The organism is Serratia sp. X3, from assembly GCF_014982455.1.
GTDB lineage: Bacteria > Pseudomonadota > Gammaproteobacteria > Enterobacterales > Enterobacteriaceae > Serratia > Serratia ureilytica.
Window position 1 is genome coordinate 1 of the sequence record NZ_JADCNB010000004.1, and the last position, 18,906, is coordinate 18,906.

At 58.9% G+C, this 18,906-nt stretch carries 16 protein-coding genes; 8 read left to right on the forward strand and 8 right to left on the reverse strand.

The features are described 5' to 3' along the window. Positions 1-292: 292 nt before the first annotated feature. Both IMX17_RS16905 and mdtD read left to right on the forward strand, forming a co-directional pair. The gene (locus IMX17_RS16905; protein WP_033652336.1) at positions 293-982 is read left to right on the forward strand and encodes a FadR/GntR family transcriptional regulator; all 690 of its coding nucleotides are present in this window, start codon (positions 293-295) and stop codon (positions 980-982) included. A 67-nt stretch (positions 983-1,049) separates the two neighbouring features. Continuing rightward, positions 1,050-2,465, forward strand: a complete 1,416-nt coding sequence (mdtD, locus tag IMX17_RS16910) for a multidrug transporter subunit MdtD (RefSeq protein ID WP_033645165.1) — start codon at positions 1,050-1,052, stop codon at positions 2,463-2,465. Here mdtD and rbsR read toward each other — a convergent pair. The 7 genes from rbsR to kup all read right to left on the reverse strand — a co-directional run bounded on the left by rbsR (position 2,462) and on the right by kup (position 10,314). After that, positions 2,462-3,463: a ribose operon transcriptional repressor RbsR gene (gene rbsR, locus IMX17_RS16915; RefSeq protein ID WP_046898745.1), complete on the reverse strand. Its 1,002-nt coding sequence runs from the start codon at positions 3,461-3,463 to the stop codon at positions 2,462-2,464. The two genes, mdtD and rbsR, sit on opposite strands and share 4 nt — an antisense overlap. Positions 3,464-3,467: 4 nt before the next feature. After that, a complete protein-coding gene (gene rbsK, locus IMX17_RS16920) occupies positions 3,468-4,394 on the reverse strand; it encodes a ribokinase (RefSeq protein WP_046898746.1) in 927 nt (308 codons plus the stop codon). Between the two features lie 61 nt (positions 4,395-4,455). Further along, the gene (gene rbsB, locus IMX17_RS16925; RefSeq protein WP_028128068.1) at positions 4,456-5,343 is read right to left on the reverse strand and encodes a ribose ABC transporter substrate-binding protein RbsB; all 888 of its coding nucleotides are present in this window, start codon (positions 5,341-5,343) and stop codon (positions 4,456-4,458) included. 24 nt (positions 5,344-5,367) lie between these two features. Continuing rightward, positions 5,368-6,336, reverse strand: a complete 969-nt coding sequence (gene rbsC / locus IMX17_RS16930) for a ribose ABC transporter permease (protein WP_033652333.1) — start codon at positions 6,334-6,336, stop codon at positions 5,368-5,370. Positions 6,337-6,342: 6 nt separating this feature from the next. Beyond that, the gene (gene rbsA / locus IMX17_RS16935) at positions 6,343-7,848 is read right to left on the reverse strand and encodes a ribose ABC transporter ATP-binding protein RbsA (RefSeq protein ID WP_046898747.1); all 1,506 of its coding nucleotides are present in this window, start codon (positions 7,846-7,848) and stop codon (positions 6,343-6,345) included. A 7-nt stretch (positions 7,849-7,855) separates the two neighbouring features. Then, complete coding sequence (rbsD, locus tag IMX17_RS16940; protein ID WP_033645162.1) at positions 7,856-8,275, reverse strand: D-ribose pyranase; 420 nt, start codon at positions 8,273-8,275, stop codon at positions 7,856-7,858. Positions 8,276-8,445: 170 nt separating this feature from the next. Continuing rightward, positions 8,446-10,314 carry a low affinity potassium transporter Kup gene (gene kup, locus IMX17_RS16945; protein ID WP_015379467.1) on the reverse strand — a complete coding sequence of 623 codons (1,869 nt, stop codon included), beginning with the start codon at positions 10,312-10,314 and terminating at the stop codon, positions 8,446-8,448. A 283-nt stretch (positions 10,315-10,597) separates the two neighbouring features. On the opposite strand from kup, the gene ravA reads away from it, so the two are divergent. Both ravA and viaA read left to right on the forward strand, forming a co-directional pair. Beyond that, positions 10,598-12,106: an ATPase RavA gene (ravA, locus tag IMX17_RS16950; protein WP_193550011.1), complete on the forward strand. Its 1,509-nt coding sequence runs from the start codon at positions 10,598-10,600 to the stop codon at positions 12,104-12,106. A 2-nt stretch (positions 12,107-12,108) separates the two neighbouring features. After that, entirely contained in the window at positions 12,109-13,572 is a 1,464-nt protein-coding gene (gene viaA, locus IMX17_RS16955) for an ATPase RavA stimulator ViaA (protein WP_033652330.1), read from the forward strand. 6 nt (positions 13,573-13,578) lie between these two features. Here viaA and asnA read toward each other — a convergent pair whose 3' ends face one another. Next, positions 13,579-14,571, reverse strand: a complete 993-nt coding sequence (gene asnA / locus IMX17_RS16960) for an aspartate--ammonia ligase (protein ID WP_193550012.1) — start codon at positions 14,569-14,571, stop codon at positions 13,579-13,581. Positions 14,572-14,726: 155 nt separating this feature from the next. Between asnA and asnC the strand changes: the two genes are divergently transcribed. From asnC to rsmG, 4 genes are all read left to right on the forward strand, one after another. Further along, entirely contained in the window at positions 14,727-15,188 is a 462-nt protein-coding gene (gene asnC / locus IMX17_RS16965; RefSeq protein ID WP_004933786.1) for a transcriptional regulator AsnC, read from the forward strand. A 100-nt stretch (positions 15,189-15,288) separates the two neighbouring features. After that, positions 15,289-15,729 (forward strand): FMN-binding protein MioC, encoded by a 441-nt coding sequence (gene mioC, locus IMX17_RS16970; RefSeq protein WP_193550013.1) that lies wholly within the window; start codon positions 15,289-15,291, stop codon positions 15,727-15,729. Positions 15,730-16,109: 380 nt separating this feature from the next. Then, positions 16,110-17,999, forward strand: coding sequence for a tRNA uridine-5-carboxymethylaminomethyl(34) synthesis enzyme MnmG (gene mnmG, locus IMX17_RS16975; RefSeq protein ID WP_193550014.1), 1,890 nt, complete (start codon positions 16,110-16,112; stop codon positions 17,997-17,999). 138 nt (positions 18,000-18,137) lie between these two features. Further along, positions 18,138-18,758, forward strand: a complete 621-nt coding sequence (rsmG, locus tag IMX17_RS16980; protein WP_025304738.1) for a 16S rRNA (guanine(527)-N(7))-methyltransferase RsmG — start codon at positions 18,138-18,140, stop codon at positions 18,756-18,758. Positions 18,759-18,906 lie beyond the last annotated feature (148 nt).

An 18,906-nucleotide genomic window follows, 5' to 3' on the forward strand; every position in this document is an offset into this window, starting at 1 on the left:
GGCGCGGGCTGCGTATACTACGCTTTTCACCCGGAGAGTCAAGCGTTTATTTCGCTTTCCTCTCGCTGACCCGGCGGCTTGTCAGTCGTTGTTCCCGGTCAGTGGAGGCGCATTATAGGGAGTTCTCAGCGGGCCGCAACCCCTAAATGCAAAAAACTTTTCAAGCGCGGATTTTTTCGGCAAAAGAGCGAAAAAGCGGCGAATTTATGTCACTTTTTCAGGCAAACAGCCATAAAAGCTGGCGATCACTGGAGTAAAATAGAAGAAACGAAGTCAGTAAGGATCCGCAGCCATGCCATTAAATGCACAACAACAGGCCGCCCAACGCAATCTTTCTTATCTGCTTGCAGAGAAACTCGGCCAACAAATTCTGGCAGGCGATTATCAGGCCGGCAGCATCCTGCCCGGTGAAATGGAACTGGGCGAGCAATTCGGCGTCAGCCGCACCGCGGTGCGCGAAGCGGTAAAGATGTTAGCCGCCAAAGGCATGTTGTTGCCGCGCCCGCGCATTGGCACCCGCGTGATGCCGCAAAGCCAATGGAATTTCCTCGATCAGGATTTACTGACCTGGTGGATGACGCGGGAAAACTTCGATCAGGTGATGCAACACTTCCTTATATTGCGCACCTCGCTGGAACCGCAGGCCTGCGCGTTGGCGGCAGACCACGCCAGCCCGCAGCAAACCAAACTGCTGGCGGAACTGATGGCGGAAATGCGCGCGCTGCATACCCAGTTTGATCGCGAGCGCTGGATCCAGGTCGATACCCAATTCCACCAGCTCATCTACGAGGCCAGCGGCAATCCGTTCCTGACCTCGTTCGCCAACCTGTTCAGTTCGGTGTATCAGAGTTACTTCCGAGCCATCACCGGCAATGAAGTGATCAAGCTGCGCCACCATCAGGCTATCGTCGATGCGATACTCGCCGGAGACAGCGCAGGCGCCCTCGTCGCCTGCCAAGTTTTGCTGAAAGAGAAAGACTAGACACGCTCCCCGCTTATAGATAGAAGAAAGAGATGAGGGAGAGACGACCATTTAACCAGGACCGACCATGACCCAATCCGCGCGCAGTATGGCAGGACTCCCGTGGATCGCCGCAATGGCGTTCTTTATGCAGGCGCTGGACGCCACCATCCTCAACACGGCGCTGCCGGCGATCGCCCACAGCCTGGGGCACTCGCCGCTGGCGATGCAATCGGCCGTCATCAGCTATACGCTGACGGTGGCGATGCTGATCCCGGTCAGCGGTTGGCTGGCGGACCGCTTCGGCACCCGCCGCGTGTTCATCTTCGCCGTCACGTTATTCACCCTCGGTTCGCTGTTGTGCGCCCTCTCCCCCACGTTGAGCGTGCTGGTTGCCTCTCGCGTGCTGCAGGGCATCGGCGGCGCGATGATGATGCCGGTCGCGCGACTGGCGCTGCTGCGCGCCTACCCGCGCAGCGAACTGCTGCCGGTGCTGAATTTCGTCACCATGCCCGGCCTGGTCGGGCCGATTCTGGGGCCGCTGCTGGGCGGCTGGCTGGTGACCTACGCCACCTGGCATTGGATTTTCCTGATCAATATCCCTATCGGCCTGCTCGGCATCTTCTATGCGCGCAAATACATGCCGGACTTCACCACGCCCAAGCGCCGCTTCGATTTTCTGGGCTTTATGCTGTTCGGCCTGAGCCTGGTGCTGATCTCCACCGGGCTGGAACTGTTTGGCGAGCGGGTGCTGGCGAGCTACGTTTCGCTGGGCATTCTGCTCAGTGGCTTCGTGATGCTGTTCGGCTACATCGCGCACGCCCGCCGTCATCCTCAGCCGCTGATCGGCCTCGACCTGTTCAAAACCCGCACTTTCTCAGTCGGCATCGCCGGCAACGTCGCCTCCAGGTTGGGCACCGGCTGCGTGCCGTTTTTGATGCCGCTCATGCTGCAGGTGGGATTTGGCTACACGGCGATCGTCGCCGGCTGCATGATGGCGCCGACCGCCATTGGCTCGCTGATGGCGAAATCCACCGTCACTCAGGTGTTGCGCTGGTTCGGCTACCGTAAAACGCTGGTCGGCATCACCGTTATCATCGGAGCGCTGATCGCGCAGTTCGCCCTGCAGAGCCCAGGCATGCCGCTGTGGCTGATGATCCTGCCGCTGTTCGTACTGGGCATGGCGATGTCCACCCAGTTCACCGCCATGAATACCATCAGCCTGGCGGATTTGAACGACGCCAACGCCAGCGCCGGCAACAGCGTCCTGGCGGTCACCCAACAGCTGTCCATCAGTTTCGGCGTCGCGATCAGCGCGGCGGTGCTGCGTTTTTACGAATCCCTGTCGTTAGGCACTATGATCGACCACTTCCATTACACCTTTATCACCATGGGGATCGTCACCGTGGCGTCGGCGCTGGTATTTATGTTGCTGAGAAGGAAAGATGGCCGCAACTTGATCAGCGGCCAGGAAAGCAAGAAAGAAGCGAAGGCGGCCAGTTAACGGCGGCCCACCGAGGCGCGCTCCACCAGCTCGGGCGTCAGCACCAGCACCTGGGGAGCGCGCTCCGGGTTTTGCAGGCGGTTGATCAGCGCATCGATCGCCAGCTCGCCCAGCGAATCCTTCGGTTGATGAATGGTGCTCAGCGGCGGCGCCAGATAACGCGCCAGTTCAATGTCATCGTACCCCATCACCGCCATATCCTGCGGCACGGAAAGCCCGGCCTGATACAGCGCCTGATAAACGCCTACCGCCACCGCGTCGTTGCCGGCGAACACCGCATGCGGCGGCTCTTTCAGCGCCAGCAGCTGGCGCATGGCGGTCACGCCGCCTTCAAACTCAAAGTCGCAATGCACTTCATACCCTGGCGGGATCGGTAATCCGGCGCGACGCATCGCGTTGCGATAGCCTTCCAGTCGGTGACGAGCGGTGGTTTTGTCCTGCGGGCCGGCGATGCAGGCGATCTTGCGATAGCCGCGGGCGATCAGATGATCGGTCGCCATCTCGCCGCCCAGCAGCGAGTTATCCTGAATAATGTCGTTCGCGCCCTCGAACGGCGCCCAGTCCATCATCACGATCGGCAATGACGGGTAGCGACTCAGGGCATCCTGAGATGGCCGGTGATTTTCGGTGCACATCAACAGCAAACCGTCGACGCGCTTTTGCAGCAGCGTCTCCATACTGCGGTTCATGCGCGCGGCGTCTTCTTCGGTATTGCACAGGATCAGGCTATAGCCGCGTTCATAGCAGCTGCGCTCCACGCCGCGCACCACTTCAGCATAAAACGGGTTGTTGCTGGCGGTCACCAGCATGCCGATGGTGCGGGTCTGATTAAGCTTCAGGCTGCGCGCCAGCGCAGAAGGCGCATAGTTCAACTGTTCCACGGCCGCCATGACCTTGTCGCGCACGCTGTCGCTGACAAAGCGATTGTTGTTGACCACATGCGAAACGGTAGAGGTTGAAACGCCCGCCAGGCGGGCGACATCTTTCATGGTGGCCAAAGGATCACCCCTGTTGCTGCAAGAAGGCGTCGATCTCTTCGCGCCACGGCACCGAAGGCTGCGCGCCGGGGCGGGTGACGGCGATCGCCGCCGCCGCATGGGCGAAACGCACCGCGTCGGCCATGATCTTGCCTTCCAACAGGGCAGTGACCAGCGCGCCGTTAAAGGTATCGCCGGCGGCGATGGTATCCACCGCTTGCACTTTGAAGCCGGGCACCCGTTTGCCGTTGCCGTTTTCGCTCAGCCACACGCCGCGGCTGCCGAGGGTGATGATCACCGTCGCGATGCCTTTGTCGTGCAGCGCCTGCGCCGCGCGCGCCGCATCGGCGTCGCTGTCCACGGCGATGCCGGTCAGGCGCTGCGCTTCGGTTTCATTCGGGGTGATCATATCAATCATCCCCAGCAGCTCGTCCGGCAGCTCGCGCGCCGGGGCCGGGTTGAGGATCACCTGCGTTTGATGTTGCTTGGCCAAGCGGGCGGCGGCGATCACCGTCTCCAACGGCGACTCCAGCTGCATCAGCAGGGCGTCGGCGTCGATGACTTTTTGCCGGTAGCGCGCCAGGTAATCCGGCGTCACCGCGGCGTTGGCGCCGGCATTGATGCCGATCACGTTCTCGCCTTCGGCGTTGACGAAGATCAGCGCCACGCCGGTGGTGCTGTCGGCGATGGCTTCAATCGGTTGGGTATCAATGCGATCGCTCGCCAGCTGCCGGCGGACACGCTCGCCGATATCGTCGGCGCCCACGCAGGCGATAAAGGCGATCTCCGCCCCACTGCGCCCGGCCGCCACCGCCTGATTCGCGCCCTTGCCGCCAAACGCCACCTTATACTGCTTCCCGATCACCGTTTCGCCCGGGTGGGGGAATTGTTCAATATTGAGGATATGGTCGGCATTGATGCTGCCCAGAACCACCAGCTTACCTGTTTCCATCGCATTGATTCCTGAATTGCGCGCCATCGTAAACGCCCCGTCCCGATGGCGCTGGTATGACTTACTGAGTGACCAGTTTCAAATCGACCGGAATGGTCGCCGGCACTTTTTCGCCTTTCAGCACTTTATCGGCGGTTTCCACGCCTATCACGCCGATCTGATCGGGACGCTGCGCCACGGTCGCCGCCAGCTTGCCGCCTTCAACCGCTTTCACGCCGTCGGCAGTGCCGTCGAAGCCTACCACGATCACGTCGGTTTTACCGGCGGTTTGCAGCGCACGCAGCGCGCCCAGCGCCATTTCATCGTTCTGGGCAAATACCGCCTGCACATCCGGGTGAGCGGTCAGCAGGTTCTGCATCACGTTCAGGCCCTTGGTGCGGTCGAAATCGGCCGGCTGGCTGGCCAGCAGCTTGAATTTATTCTGATCCAGCGACTGTTTGAAGCCTTCGCCGCGTTCACGCGCGGCGGAGGTGCCGGCAATGCCTTCCAGCTGAATCACCTTGGCGTCGGCGCCCGCTTTCTTGGCGATGAAGTCGCCGGCCATTTTGCCGCCCACGCGGTTATCCGAAGCGATATGGCTCACCACTTCACCCTTGCTCGCCACGCGGTCCAGCGTGATGACCGGGATCTTAGCCTGGTTGGCCATCTTGATGGCGTTGCCCACCGCATCGGAGTCGGTCGGGTTGATCAACAGCAGCTTGGGCGCCCGCACCATCAGATCCTGCACGTTGGCCAGCTCTTTCGCCGGGTTGTTTTGGGAATCCAGCACCACCAGGTTATAACCCAGCTTGTTGGCCTCTTGCTGCGCCCCATCCTTCATCGAGACGAAGAACGGGTTGTTGAGGGTGGACACCACCAGCGCGATGGTGTCTTTGGCCATGGCATTGGCGCTCAGGGTGGCGCTCAACGCGATGGCGGAAGCTAAGGTTGCCAGTTTTTTCATTTTCATCATCGTGATTCCTGTAGGGGGAGGTTACTTGTTGCTTTTGTTATCTACCAGAACCGCCAGCAGTATCACCACTGCCTTCACGATCATTTGGTAGTAGGAAGAAACACCCAGTAAATTCAGGCCGTTGTTCAGAAAACCGAGGATCAGCGCCCCGATCAGCGTGCCGACGATGCGTCCCTTGCCGCCGGCCAGGCTGGTGCCGCCCAGCACCACGGCGGCGATGGCGTCCAGCTCATAGCCGGTGCCGGCAGTCGGCTGCGCCGACGAGAGGCGCGCTACTTCGATCACCCCCGCCAGCGCCGCCAGCAGGCCGCACAGCGAATAGACGATAATTTTCACTTTATCGACGCTGATACCGGACAGGCGTGTCGCCGCTTCATTGCCGCCCAGGGCATAAATATAGCGGCCCAGGCGCGTATGGTGCAGCATATACCAGGCGGCGATGAACACGATCGCCATGATCCAGATCGGCGTAGGCACACCCAGCGGACGGCCGATGCCGAACCAACCAAAGGTGTCGGCCACGTCGGTGAAACCGGTATTGATCGGGCTGCCGTTGGTGTACACCATGGTGACGCCGCGCAGCAGCAGCATCATCACCAGCGTAGCGATAAAGGCTTGCACCTTGCCTTTGGCGACGATCACCCCGGTGCAGGCGCCAATCGCGGCGCCCAGCGCCAAGGCCGCCGCCACCGCCACCAGCGCGTTGACTTCAAAGCCGACGATCGACGCTGCCACCGCGCCGGTCAGGGCCAGCAGCGATCCCACCGACAGATCGATGCCGGAAGTGAGGATCACCAGCGTCATCCCCACCGCCATGATGGCGTTGACCGAGGTCTGCTGCAGAATATTGAACAGGTTGTTCAGGGTGAAGAAGTTCGGGCTCATGGAAGAGACCACGGCGATCAGCACCAGCAGCGCAATCAACGACTTCTGCTCTAACAGCCATTCTTTACTGAACCAGCGCTTAGCTGCGATAGTCTGGGAACTCATATCTGATTACTCCTGCTTTACGCCGTATTGCTTGCCGACGGCTGCCGCCATCAACGCTTCCTGGGTGGCCTGTTCAATCGGGAACTCGCCGCTGAGATGCCCTTCGTGCATCACCAGAATGCGATCGCTCATGCCCATCACCTCCGGCATTTCCGAAGACACCAGAATGATGCTCAGCCCTTCCTGCTTGAACTGGTTGATTAACTGATAGATCTCTTTTTTCGCCCCGACATCGACGCCGCGCGTCGGCTCATCGAGGATCAGCACCTTCGGCCGGGTCATCAGGCCGCGGGCGATCGCCACTTTCTGCTGATTGCCGCCGGAAAGCAGACCTATCGGCTGCTCCATCGACGGCGTTTTGATATTGAACAGGCGGATGAAATCTCCCACCGCCTGCCGCTCGTCGGCCTGTTTCAGGCTGCCGTCGGCGCGGCTGAAGTAGCGCAGCGCGGTCAGAGACATGTTTTCCTTCACCGACATGCCCAGCACCAGGCCGTCGCGCTTGCGGTCTTCCGAGATATAGACGATGCCGTTCGCCAATCCATCCTGCGGCGAATGGGTGACCACCTCGCGGCCGTCGAGGTTGACGGTGCCGGCCTTGCGCGACGCGGCGCCGTACAGAATCTTCATCAATTCGGTGCGCCCGGCGCCCATCAAGCCGGCCACGCCGAGGATCTCACCGCGATACAGCGTAAAGCTGACGTCTTCAACGCCGGGTCCGGAAAGATGACTGACTTCCAGCCGCTTTTCCCCGCGCGGTAAATCAAGGCGCGGGTATTGTTCTTCCAGCTTGCGACCGACCATCATCTCAATCAGCGAATCTTCCTGCAGCTCGCTCACCGGCCGCTCGGCGATGAACTGCCCGTCGCGAAATACCGTCACGTCGTCGCAGATTTCAAAGATCTCTTTCAGACGGTGTGAGATATAGACGATGCCGCGCCCTTCGGCCTTCAGCTCATTGATCACCTTGAACAGCGAGGCGGTTTCGGTGTCGGTCAACGCATCGGTTGGTTCGTCCATGATGATCACTTTCGATTCGAAGCTCAGCACCTTGGCGATCTCCACCATCTGCTGATCGCCAATCGACAGCTCGCCCACCAGCCGGTGGCTGCTGTAGCGCAGGTTGAGGCGCGCCAGCAAGCGATCGGCCTCGGCGTACATGCGCTTCCAGTCAATGCGGCCGAAACGGTTGACGAACTCGCGGCCGAGGAAGATGTTTTCCGCAATCGTCAGCTGCGGGATCAGGTTCAGCTCCTGGTGGATAATGCCGATGCCCGCTTCCTGCGAATCCTTAGGCCCGTTGAACGCCACCTCTTTACCGAGAAAATACTGACTGCCTGCGTCTTTCTGGTAGATGCCGGTCAGCACTTTCATCATGGTGGACTTCCCGGCGCCGTTTTCCCCCACCAGCGCCATCACCTTGCCGGGATAAACGCTGAGAGCGGCGCCGGAAAGCGCCTTCACGCCGGGAAAGGCTTTATCAATCCCTTTCAGTTGCAGTAAAGGTTGCATAAACGCCTCAGAAAGTTACGCCGGCGCACAGGATCACGTTCGCGTAAGGCGAACACTCCCCGCTGCGGATCACCGCCCGGCTGTGCTCGGTTTGCGCTTTAAACGCCTGATGGCTGATATAACGCACGCCGATGGTATTGCCCTGGCGTTGGCCCAGTGCGGTCAGTTCAGCCAACAATGCCTCGTGGAGCGACGGATTTTGTTTCACGATTTCTTCCGCCAGGATGGCGCTTTCTACCTGCATCTCTTGCGTGACCGCCGCGAACACCTGCATGAAGGTCGGCACGCCCTGCGTCAGCGCCAGATCGATGCGCTGCGTCGCCGCCGGTATCGGCAAACCCGCATCGCACAAGGTGAGCTGATCGGTATGCCCCAGCCGGGCAATCACGGCAGACACGTCGGAATTCAGTAATACGCCTTTTTTCATCTTCTCACTCCGCTAGCGAAACGTTTCGCTCTCTGGAGGAGTGTAAAAAAACGGCAGGGGAAGGCAACCCGGACAATGCAGAAGTGTGATCGTCATCGAAACGTTTCGTTCGCGCACGGAGAAAGCGCAAACAAAAGGGGCCCAGCCTAGCTGAGCCCCTGTCAGGCGGGTTAGATCTCGACCTGCGTGCCGAGCTCGATGACCCGGTTCGGCGGGATTTCGAACTGATCCGGTGCGCGCAGCGCATTGCGGCTCAGAGCAACGAACAGTTTGCCGCGCAGGTAGAGGTACCATGGCCGCTTGGTGAGGATCAGCGATTCATGGGACATGAAGAACGACGTCTCCGACATGCGGCACGGCAACCCTTCCAGCCCGCAGCGGTGGAACACTTCCTCCACGTTCGGCGTTTCGCGCCAGCCGTAGCTGGCCACCACCCGCCAGAAGGTCGGCGACAGCTGCTCGATGGTCACCCGGCGCACGTTGTGCACGTAAGGCGCATCCTCGGTGCGCAGCGTCAGCAGCACCACGCGCTCATGCAGCACCTTGTTGTGCTTCAGGTTGTGCAACAGCGCAAAAGGAATGACATTGGTGGCGCGCGACAAGAAGACCGCGGTGCCCGGCACCCGTACCGGCGGCGATTTCTCCAGCGAGGCAATCATCGCCTCCAGCGAGTTGCCGTGCTCATGCAGACGGCGCAACAGGCGGAAACGCTCGCTCTTCCAGGTAGTCATAATGATGAACATCACCAGCGCCAGGGTCAGCGGTAACCAGCCGCCGGAGAACAGCTTCAGGGCGTTGGCGGAGAACATCGGCACGTCGATGATCAGCAAGATGGTTACGATGCCGATCGCCAGGAAGCGGTTCCAGTGCCAGTTATTAATCGCCACCGAAGTGACCAGTATGCTGGTCAGCACCATGGTGCCGGTGACGGCGATACCATACGCCGCCGCCAGGTTGCTGGAGTGTTCGAAGCCGATGATCACCAGCACCACCGAGATATACAGCGTCCAGTTGATCACCGGAATGTAGATCTGGCCGGATTCCATTTCCGAGGTGTGAATGATGCGCATCGGCGACAAATACCCCAGGCGCACCGCCTGGCGAGTCAGCGAGAAGACGCCGGAAATCACCGCCTGCGAGGCGATGACCGTTGCCAGGGTTGCCAGAATCAGCAGCGGGATCAGCGCCCAGTCGGGCGCCAGCAGGAAGAATGGGTTTTTGATCGCTTCAGGGTTTTTCAGCAGCAACGCCCCCTGGCCGAAGTAGTTGAGCACCAGCGAAGGCAGCACCACGGTGAACCAGGCCAGGCGGATCGGGAACTTGCCGAAGTGCCCCATGTCGGCATACAGCGCCTCAACGCCGGTGATCGACAGCACCACCGCCCCCAGCGCGAAGAACGACACCTTCTTATATTCCATAAAGAAGTTAAGCGCCCATTTGGGATTCAGCGCCTGCAGCACTTCCGGGTTCGAAATGATGCTGCGCGCGCCCAGCACCGCCAACACGATGAACCACAACAGCATTACCGGGGCGAACAGCTTGCCGACGCTGCCGGTGCCGTGTTTTTGGATAACGAACAGCAGGGTCAGCACCAGAATCGAGAGCGGCACGATATAGGCGTCGAGCGCAGGCGCGGCGATTTCCAACCCCTCTATCGCCGACATCACCGAGATCGCCGGGGTGATCACCACCTCGCCATAGAAGAAGCTGCCGCCGATCAGGCCCAGTATCACCAGCACTGCGGTGGTGCGCGCCGAGGTATTGCGCCCGGCCAGCGACATCAGCGTCAAAATTCCGCCTTCGCCGGCGTTGTCCGCCCGCATCACGTAGGTGAGATATTTGAGGGAAACGATCACGATCAGCATCCAGAAAATCAGCGACAGGAAGCCGAAAACCACGTCTGGACGAACATCGAAGCCGTAATGGCCGGAGAAACACTCTCTCAACGTATAGAGAGGACTGGTGCCGATATCGCCGTAGACCACGCCGATGGCAGCCAGGGTTACCGCCGATAGGGACTGCTTATGCTCTGCGCTCATAATTCGTTTCTTTATCAGAACATCCGTTAGCGATGCATCCGCATCAGGCAAAATACGGGCTCAAAGATCCGTCACGCCCACCAGAAAGCCGCACAGTATGCACCATTTATACGGCTTGCCTACCCTTATATCAGAGCCGAAAAATAAACAAAATGTGAACCGGATATCCGGCTGAACTGAGAAAATTTTTACTAATCAATAAGCTATACCATTAAAAATAATGGTGGTTTATCATCGAATTATCGACCAAGATTGGCTAACTCTCGGACAATACGACGATTATATGACGCCATCATCCCTTCTGGCAGAACGAATTTCCCGCCTCAGCAGCGCGCTGGAGAGCGGCCTTTATGAGCGGCAAGAGGCGATCCGCCTGTGCCTGCTGGCGGCGCTGAGCGGCGAAAGCGTATTCCTGCTCGGCCCGCCCGGCATCGCCAAAAGCCTGATCGCGCGCCGGCTGAAGTTTGCCTTCCGCAACGCCCTCTCTTTTGAATACCTGATGACGCGCTTTTCCACGCCGGAAGAGGTCTTCGGCCCGCTCTCGATTCAGGCGCTGAAAGATGAAGGGCGCTATCAACGCCTGACCGCCGGCTATCTGCCGGAAGCGGAGATCGTGTTTCTGGACGAGATCTGGAAGGCCGGCCCGGCGATCCTCAACACCCTGCTGACGGCGATCAACGAACGACGCTTTCGCAACGGCAACAGCGAAGAACCGATCCCGCTGCGCCTGCTGGTCACCGCTTCCAACGAACTGCCCGAAGCGGACAACAGCCTCGAAGCCCTGTATGACCGCATGCTGATTCGCCTGTGGCTGGACAAGGTGCAGGATAAACAGAATTTCCGCTCGCTGCTGGTCAACCGCCAGAGCGAAAGCCAAAACCCGGTGCCGGCGGCGCTGAGCGTCAGCGACGAAGAGTTTCTGCAGTGGCAGCCGCAGATCGATAAGGTGGCGCTGCCGGAAGCCTGCTTTGAGCTGATTTTCCAACTGCGCCAGCGGCTGGACGCGCTGGAACAGGCGCCGTACGTCTCCGATCGACGCTGGAAAAAAGCCCTGCGCCTGCTGCAGGCCTGCGCCTTCTTCAGCGGGCGCGACGCCATAGCCCCGCTCGATCTGATGCTGTTGAAAGACTGCCTGTGGCACGATCTCACTTCGCTGAAGCTGCTGCAACAGCAGATCGATCAACTGCTGACCGAATCGGCCTATCAGCAGCAGTCGATGTTGATCCAACTGCAACAGATCCATACCCGCTGGATGCAGGACCAGCAGCAACAAAGCGACCGGCAGGCCATCAGCCTGGTGAAAAAAGGCGGGATGTTCAGCCGCAAACCGCAATACGCGCTGGCCACGCCGTTCGCCGGCGGCACCCTCACCCTGCTGCTGCAAAAACCGCTGCAGCTGCATGACATTCAGGTCAATCATCTGAGCATCGAAAGCAGCGCGCTGGACAACTGGCTGCAAAAAGGCGGCGACGTGCGCGCCAAGTTGAACGGCATCGGCTTCGCGCAGCCGATCGATTTGGACGTCGATGACCAACTGCACCTGACGGTGCTGGACGTCAGCCGCCAGCCGTCGCTGCTGGCGCTGCCGGGCAAACAGGCTACCGCTACGCCGCAGGCGCTGCTGGATGAAATGGACGCATTGGCCCAGCGCCTGGCGGAGCAGCGCCGCGCCTTCAGCCAACATCAGCCCTGCCTGTTCACGTCCGCCGCCGGTCTGGCCAAGATCGAAGCCAGTCTGCTGCAGGTCGCGGAACAGGTTAAACAGCAACAGCAGCAAATGCGCGGCCAGTAACCATGCTCAGTCTGGAGACGCTCGATCTGCTGCTGGCGATCACCGAAGGCGAGATGATCGAGGAGATGATAGTCGGCATGCTGGCGGCGCCGCAGCTGTCGGTATTTTTTAAAAAGTTTCCGGCCCTACGCCGAGCGCTGGATCGCGATCTGCCGCGCTGGAAGCTGCAGCTCAAGGAACGTTTGCAGGAGGCCATGGTGCCGCCGGCGTTGGCGCAGGAATTCTATCGCTACCAACAGTGCCAGCTGGAGAACAATACCCAGTTCTATCACAACCTCAACGACACGATGGAGCTGCTGCGCCAGCTGGTTTCCCCGTTTTATGAACAGGCGCGCGCGCTGGTGGACGCCGCCGATCTGCCCAATCATCCGTTGGACGACAGTTTTCAAACGCTGTTTCTGCAGCGCTGGCGCATCAGCCTGACGCTGCAGGCCACCATGTTGCACCACCAGTTGCTGGAACAAGAGCGCGAGCAGCTGATGGCGGAACTGCAGGAACGCCTGGCGCTGAGCGGCGCGCTGGAACCGCTGCTGTCGGAAAACGACACCGCCGCCGGCAGGCTGTGGGACATGAGCAAAGGCCAGCTGCAGCGCGGCGATTACCAGCGGCTGGTGGAGTACGGCAACTTTTTGCAGCAGCAGCCGGAGCTGAAAAAGCTGGCGCAGCAGCTGGGCCGCAGCTATCAGGCCAAGGCGGTGCCGCAGCAGGACGCGCAGCCGGAGCCGTTCAGGGTTATGGTGCAGGTGCCGGCCACGCTGCCGGAAGAAGTGAGCGGCATTCATCAAAGCGACGACATTCTGCGCCTGCTGCCGCCGGAGCTGGCGACGCTGGGGATTGAAGAGCTGGAATTCGAGTTTTATCGCCGCCTGCTGGAAAAGCGACTGCTGAGCTACCGCCTGCAGGGCGACGTCTGGCAGGAACAGATCTTGATCCGTCAGGTCACCCACCAGCAGCAGGATCAGCAGCCGCGCGGGCCGTTTATCGTCTGCGTGGACACCTCCGGATCGATGGGCGGTTTCAACGAACAGTGCGCCAAGGCGTTCTGTCTGGCGCTGCTGCGCATTGCGCTGGCGGACAACCGCCGCTGCTATATCATGCTGTTCGCCAACCAGATCGTGCATTACGAACTCACCGCCGCCAGCGGCATCGAACAAGCGGTGCGCTTTCTCGGCCAGCAGTTTCGTGGCGGCACCGATCTGGCGGCCTGCCTGAACGCCACCGTCACCAAAATGGCGGAGAGCGGCTGGTTCGACGCCGATGCGGTGATCATTTCCGATTTTATCGCCCAGCGGTTGCCGGAGGAGGTAATAAAGAAGGTGAAACAGCAGCAGCAAAGCCACCAGCAGCGTTTCCACGCGGTGGCGATGTCCGCCTACGGCAAACCCGGCATCATGCGCATCTTCGATCACATCTGGCGCTTCGATACCGGGTTGAAAAGCCGGTTGATGCGCCGCTGGCGGCGCTAGGCGGAATCAGAGCAGGCCTTCAACCGCGTCGCGCACTTCCGGCGACCACACGCCGCACTGCACCTGGCCGATATGCGACAGCTGCAACAGCAACATCACCAAACGCGACTGACCGATGCCGCCGCCGATGGTCTGCGGCATATCGCCGCGCAGCAACGACTGATGCCATTCCAGCTTCATGCGATCTTCATCGCCGGTCAGCGCCAGCTGATGTTTCAGCGCTGCGGCGTCGACGCGGATGCCCATAGAAGAAAGCTCGAAAGCGTCCTGCAGCACCGGGTTCCACACCACGATATCACCGTTCAGGCCCGCCAGGCCATCCGCCGTCGGCGTGGTCCAGTCATCATAATCCGGCGCACGCACATCGTGCGATTTGCCGTGCGACAGCTTGCCGCCGATGCCGATCAGGAACACCGCGCCCAGCTCTTTGGCGATCGCCCGCTCACGCCCTTTGGCGTCCAGATCCGGATAGCGCTGCAGCAGGGTTTCGCTGTGCACGAAGTGGATCTGTTCCGGCAGGAACGGGGTCAGGCCATGCTCACGGCTGACTTCCGCTTCCGTCGCCTTGATCGCGGCGTAAATGCTGCGCACGGTACTTTTCAGATAGTCCAGACCGCGCTCACCGTCGCCCATCACCCGCTCCCAGTCCCACTGATCGACGTACACCGAGTGGATTGGCGTCAGGCGGTCTTCATCCGGGCGCAGCGCCTTCATATGGGTGTACAGGCCTTCGCCGGCACCAAAATCGTAGCTGCCCAGGGTCTTGCGTTTCCATTTCGCCAGTGAGTGCACCACTTCGAAGGTAGCGTCCGGCAAGGTTTTGACTTTGACCTGCACCGCTTTCTCGCTGCCGGAGAGGTTATCCTGCGTGCCGTCGCCCAGGCGGCTAAGGATCGGGGCCTGCACTTCGATCAGACCGAGCTGCTGTTCCAGCTGGCGGGAGAAGAAGGATTTGACCTGGCTGATTTGTTGTTGTTTTTGGATAAACTGTTTTTTCATTGCCGTATCTCTTGTAAACCTGTCTCTGTTACCATCGATTAAGCAACAAAACGATACGCCAATTCAATATCCGTTAATCAATATTGCCTTTTCACTTTTAATCGTTCATTTTTACCCGGACTGAATTCAACAATCGTTAATTAATGGGGAATTAAATGGCGGAAATTTATCAGATCGATAATCTCGATCGCGGCATCCTCAACGCCCTGATGGACAATGCGCGCACACCGTACGCCGAACTGGCGAAAAACTTCGCCGTCAGCCCCGGCACCATTCACGTGCGGGTGGAAAAGATGAAACAGGCCGGGATCATCACCGGCGCGCGCATTGACGTCAGTCCCAAACAGCTGGGCTACGACGTGTGCTGCTTTATCGGCATCATATTAAAGAGCGCCAAGGACTATCCTTCGGCGCTGAAGAAGCTGGAGAGTCTGGAAGAAGTGGTGGAAGCCTATTACACCACCGGCCACTACAGCGTCTTTATTAAAGTGATGTGCCGCTCGATCGACGCGTTGCAACAGGTACTTATCAACAAGATCCAGACCATCGACGAGATCCAGTCTACCGAAACGCTGATCTCGCTGCAGAACCCCATTATGCGCACCATCGTGCCGTAACCCGCCAAATTGCATACCCACATTATCCACAGGTAGATCCCAGCCGATTCACAGCGTACAATGCAGCCACTTTGAGTGAGAAGGTTGGGATCGTTGGTTCATGGCAGACATTACTCTGATCAGTGGCAGTACGCTTGGCAGCGCCGAATACGTGGCTGAACATTTGGCTGAAAAGCTGGAAGACGCGGGTTTTTCTACCGAGATGCTGCACGGCCCTGAACTGGATGAACTGCCGTTGAACGGCCGCTGGCTGGTGGTCTCTTCCACCCACGGCGCAGGCGAACTGCCGGATAACCTTCAGCCGCTGTTGGAACAGATCGCTGAGCAACTGCCGGATCTTTCCGAGGTGCAGTTCGGCGCCGTCGGTTTAGGCAGTTCGGAATACGACACCTTCTGCGGTGCGATCAAACAGATCGACGATCTGTTGATCGCCAGAGGCGCTAAAAGGATCGGCGATCGTCTCGAGATCGACGTGACCGAGCATGAAATTCCCGAGGATCCGGCCGAGGAATGGGTAAAAAACTGGATTAATTTACTCTAATCCGTCTAAAGATCGCGCGAACGATTGTGGATAACTAAGCTTAAAAGCAGGGTAAAAGCCGTAGTTATCCCAATAACAACCGTAGTGCGCTTTTTGTACTGTGTATAACAAGCCTTTTAGATCCCAGCTTATCTGCGTCGGGATCACCGATCATTCACAGCAAACGATCCTCCTTAATCTGCTGATCTTCATCGTGAATAGTCACTTATCCACAGAGGATCGCGATCCTAATAAGAGATCTAATAAAGAGATCTTTAAATAAAAAAGATCTTCTTTTAATTACCGACGATCCTGACCACTTGGTCGATCGTCTAAACTTGAGTAGAATCCCCGACCCCAGGGCAAATACGATCGTTCGCAATACGGCGAGGTGCAGTTCCATGTTTTATCCAGATCAATTTGACGTCATCATCATCGGTGGTGGTCATGCAGGTACCGAGGCCGCCATGGCCGCGGCGCGCATGGGACGTCAGACTTTATTATTGACACACAATATCGATACGCTGGGACAGATGTCCTGTAACCCGGCGATTGGCGGTATTGGTAAAGGGCATCTGGTTAAGGAAATTGATGCACTCGGCGGCCTGATGGCAACGGCGATCGACCATGCCGGCATCCAGTTTAGGATACTAAACGCCAGCAAAGGCCCAGCCGTTCGCGCCACTCGCGCTCAGGCAGATCGCGTCCTGTATCGGCAGGCGATCCGTACCGCGTTGGAGAACCAGCCCAATCTGATGATCTTCCAACAGCCGGTTGAGGATCTGATTGTCGAAAACGATCGCGTCGTGGGCGCCGTCACCCAAATGGGCCTGAAATTCCACGCCAAAGCGGTGGTATTGACCGTAGGCACCTTCCTGGACGGCAAGATCCATATCGGCCTGGAAAATTACAGCGGCGGCCGCGCCGGGGATCCGCCTTCGATCTCGCTGTCTCAGCGTTTGCGTGAACTGCCGCTGCGCGTCAACCGCTTGAAAACCGGGACACCGCCGCGCATCGACGCCCGCACTATCGATTTCAGCGTACTGGCGCCGCAACACGGCGATACGCCGGTGCCGGTATTCTCGTTCCTGGGCGATGCCAGCCAGCATCCGGAACAAATGGCGTGCTATATCACCCATACCAATGAAAAAACCCATGACGTGATCCGCAATAACCTCGATCGCAGCCCGATGTATGCCGGGATCATCGAAGGGATCGGCCCACGTTACTGCCCGTCGATCGAAGATAAGGTCATGCGTTTTGCCGATCGCAACGCGCACCAGATCTTCCTCGAGCCGGAAGGCCTGACCAGCAACGAGATTTACCCTAACGGGATCTCCACCAGCCTGCCGTTCGACGTGCAAATGCAGATCGTCCGTTCGATGGAAGGGATGCAAAACGCGCGTATTATTCGCCCTGGTTATGCTATCGAGTACGATTTCTTCGATCCGCGCGACCTGAAACCGACGCTGGAAAGCAAATTCATTCAAGGCCTGTTCTTCGCCGGCCAGATCAACGGCACCACCGGCTATGAAGAAGCCGCCGCACAGGGGCTGCTGGCCGGTCTGAACGCCGGTCGCTTCGCCGCCGAGCAAGAAGGCTGGGCGCCACGTCGCGATCAAGCCTATCTGGGCGTGCTGGTGGACGATCTCAGCACCCTCGGCACCAAAGAGCCATATCGCATGTTTACCTCGCGTGCCGAGTATCGTCTGATGCTGCGTGAAGACAACGCCGATCTCCGTCTGACGGAAAAAGGCCGTGAACTTGGCCTGGTGGACGACGTGCGTTGGGCGCGCTATAGCGAGAAGCTGGAGCGAATCGAACGTGAACGTCAGCGCCTGCGCGACATCTGGATGCATCCGCACGCCGAGAACGTCGAACAGGTCAATGCGCTGCTGAAAGCGCCGCTGTCACGCGAAGCGAACGGCGAAGAGCTGCTGCGCCGCCCGGAAATGGACTACGCGCAATTGACCGGCATCGACGCCTTCGCGCCGCCGCTGGAGGATGTGCAGGCTGCCGAACAGGTCGAGATCCAGGTCAAATACGAAGGCTATATCGCTCGCCAGCAGGAAGAGATCGAAAAACAGCAGCGCAACGAGAACACCGTGCTGCCGCTGGATCTCGACTACCGTCAGGTGTCGGGGTTGTCGAACGAAGTGATCGCCAAACTGAACGATCACAAACCGAACTCCATTGGCCAGGCTTCACGCATCTCCGGCATTACGCCGGCGGCGATCTCGATTTTGCTGATTTGGCTGAAAAAGCAGGGGCTGCTGCGCCGCAGCGCATAAATCCCGCATCCAGGCGGCCGTTTGCTCAACCCGTAGCCAAACGGCCGCTGACATCACTTACGCGCTGAATTATCATAGGCGCCTCATTGCGCCAGCTAACCATCCGCTGGTCGTTCAGCGCCTGCCAAAGGATCCGTTGTGCAAAAAAAATTAGACTCGCTGCTCGCGGCAGCAGGCATTGAGCTGCCCGATCAGCAGAAACAGCAACTGCTGGGCTATGTCGGCATGCTGGATAAGTGGAACAAGGCTTATAACCTCACGTCGGTGCGCGATCCGCAGCAAATGCTGGTGCGCCATATCCTCGACAGCATCGTGGTCAACCCGCATCTGCAGGGATCGCGTTTTATCGATGTCGGCACCGGCCCCGGTTTACCGGGTATTCCGCTGGCGATCGTGCGTCCGGATGCGCATTTCACGCTGCTCGACAGCCTGGGCAAGCGCGTGCGTTTCCTGCGCCAGGTGCAGCATGAACTGGGCCTGAACAATATCGAGCCGGTGCAGAGCCGCGTTGAGGCGTTTCCGGCCGAGCCACCGTTCGATGGCGTGATCAGCCGGGCGTTCGCTTCGCTGCAGGATATGTTGTCCTGGTGCCATCATTTGCCGGCGAAAGGGCAGGGGCGTTTTTACGCCTTGAAAGGCGTGCGCCCGGATGAAGAATTGGCGCACCTGCCGGAGGGCGTTAGCCTGGAGTCTATCGTGCGGCTGCAGGTGCCAGAACTGGAAGGCGAACGCCATCTGGTGGTGCTTAAGGCAAACTGAGTTTGTTTTTGATCAAACAAGCGTGAATTAACGCTAGTACGGCGTGTAAAAGTAAGCAGGCTAATTAATTGGTCGCTTTTTTTAGTTAATTTACTTTCCATTAACACAAAAAACGCGGCTAATTAGCGACAATAGAGTAATTGCAATT

What these genes read in the sequence shown, in the direction of transcription:
- IMX17_RS16905 (WP_033652336.1), top strand. Translation starts at nt 293, where the DNA reads ATGCCATTAAATGCACAACAACAGGCCGCCCAACGCAATCTTTCTTAT.
- mdtD (WP_033645165.1), top strand. Translation starts at nt 1,050, where the DNA reads ATGACCCAATCCGCGCGCAGTATGGCAGGACTCCCGTGGATCGCCGCA.
- rbsK (WP_046898746.1), bottom strand. Translation starts at nt 4,394, where the DNA reads ATGGAAACAGGTAAGCTGGTGGTTCTGGGCAGCATCAATGCCGACCAT.
- rbsB (WP_028128068.1), bottom strand. Translation starts at nt 5,343, where the DNA reads ATGAAAATGAAAAAACTGGCAACCTTAGCTTCCGCCATCGCGTTGAGC.
- rbsC (WP_033652333.1), bottom strand. Translation starts at nt 6,336, where the DNA reads ATGAGTTCCCAGACTATCGCAGCTAAGCGCTGGTTCAGTAAAGAATGG.
- rbsA (WP_046898747.1), bottom strand. Translation starts at nt 7,848, where the DNA reads ATGCAACCTTTACTGCAACTGAAAGGGATTGATAAAGCCTTTCCCGGC.
- rbsD (WP_033645162.1), bottom strand. Translation starts at nt 8,275, where the DNA reads ATGAAAAAAGGCGTATTACTGAATTCCGACGTGTCTGCCGTGATTGCC.
- kup (WP_015379467.1), bottom strand. Translation starts at nt 10,314, where the DNA reads ATGAGCGCAGAGCATAAGCAGTCCCTATCGGCGGTAACCCTGGCTGCC.
- ravA (WP_193550011.1), top strand. Translation starts at nt 10,598, where the DNA reads ATGACGCCATCATCCCTTCTGGCAGAACGAATTTCCCGCCTCAGCAGC.
- viaA (WP_033652330.1), top strand. Translation starts at nt 12,109, where the DNA reads ATGCTCAGTCTGGAGACGCTCGATCTGCTGCTGGCGATCACCGAAGGC.
- asnA (WP_193550012.1), bottom strand. Translation starts at nt 14,571, where the DNA reads ATGAAAAAACAGTTTATCCAAAAACAACAACAAATCAGCCAGGTCAAA.
- asnC (WP_004933786.1), top strand. Translation starts at nt 14,727, where the DNA reads ATGGCGGAAATTTATCAGATCGATAATCTCGATCGCGGCATCCTCAAC.
- mioC (WP_193550013.1), top strand. Translation starts at nt 15,289, where the DNA reads ATGGCAGACATTACTCTGATCAGTGGCAGTACGCTTGGCAGCGCCGAA.
- mnmG (WP_193550014.1), top strand. Translation starts at nt 16,110, where the DNA reads ATGTTTTATCCAGATCAATTTGACGTCATCATCATCGGTGGTGGTCAT.